Annotated in this window: 1 protein-coding gene; it reads right to left on the reverse strand. The window is 67.3% G+C overall.

The window, feature by feature from the left end:
• Positions 1–1,458, reverse strand: a 1,458-nt coding sequence (locus ACFU74_RS22355; protein ID WP_380759405.1) for a collagen binding domain-containing protein, incomplete at its 3' end; no start/stop codon positions are given.
• Positions 1,459–1,484: the final 26 nt, after the last annotated feature.

The following is a 1,484-nucleotide window of genomic DNA, read 5'->3' on the forward strand; positions in this document are numbered from 1 at the left end:
CTTCAGTACCCGAACCTCACCGGTCACCACCGGCTGCTGAGCATCGGGAGCGGTCACCTGGACACCCTGAGCCGCGTTACCGGCCGTCAGCACCAACGGACCGAACACCGGATTGACCGGCAGAACATACCCAGGAGGCGCAGCCGTCTCCAGCCAGTAGTAAGTACCCAGCTCCACCGTCCGGCGGCAGAAGCCGTCAGCACCGGTGGTGCAGGCGGCACCGACCTGGGTGTCCGGGTTCACACCGGTCGTCTGGAGACCGGGAACACCGTTGGTCTCCTCCCACAGCTCGAACACACCACCCGCAAGCGGAGCACCCGTCACCGCGTCCGTCTTCAGCACCCGAACCTCACCGGTCACCACCGGCTGCTGAGCATCGGGAGCGGTCACCTGGACACCCTGAGCCGCGTTACCGGCCGTCAGCACCAGCGGACCGAACACCGGGTTGACCGGCAGAACATACCCAGGAGGCGCGGCCGTCTCCAGCCAGTAGTACGTCCCAACCTCAACCGTACGAACGCACAGACCATCCGCGCCCGTGGTGCACGACGCACCAACCTGAGTGTCCGGGTTCACGCCGGTCGTCTGGAGACCGGGAATGCCGTTGGTCTCCTCCCACAGCTCGAACACACCACCCGCAAGCGGAGCACCCGTCACCGCGTCGGTCTTCAGCACCCGAACCTCACCGGTCACCACCGGCTGCAGAGCATCGGGAGCCGTGACCTGCACACCCTCAGCGGCGTTGGCCGGGGTCAGCACCAGCGGACCGAACACCGGATCGGCCGGCAGCACGAATCCGGGAGGCGCAGCGGTCTCCAGCCAGTAGTAAGTACCCAGCTCCACCGTCCGACTGCACAGACCGTCCGCGCCCGTGGTGCACGACGCACCCACCTGCGTGTCAGGGTTCACGCCAGTGGTCTGGAGACCGGGGATACCGTTGGTCTCCTCCCACAGCTCGAACACACCGCCGGCCAGCGGAGCGCCGGTCTCGGAGTTCGTCTTGAGCACTCGGACCTCACCGGTCACCACCGGCTGCTGAGCATCGGGAGCGGTCACCTGAACGCCTTGGGCCGCATTGGCCGGGGTCAGCACCAGCGGACCGAACACCGGATTGACCGGCAGCACGTACCCGGGCGGCGCGGCCGTCTCCAGCCAGTAGTACGTCCCAACCTCAACCGTACGAACGCACAGACCGTCCGCGCCCGTGGTGCACGACGCGCCCACCTGCGTGTCAGGGTTCACGCCGGTCGTCTGGAGACCGGGAACACCGTTGGTCTCCTCCCACAGCTCGAACACACCACCGGCCAGCGGAGCACCCGTCACGGCATCGGTCTTCAGCACCCGAACCTCACCGGTCACCACCGGCTGCAGAGCATCGGGAGCCGTGATCTGCACACCCTCAGCCGCATTCGCCGGAGTCAGCACCAGCGGACCGAACACCGGATCGGCCGGCAGCACGTACCCAGGAGGCGCAGCCGTCTCCA

This window comes from Kitasatospora sp. NPDC057500, from assembly GCF_042802195.1.
Lineage (GTDB): Bacteria > Actinomycetota > Actinomycetes > Streptomycetales > Streptomycetaceae > Kitasatospora.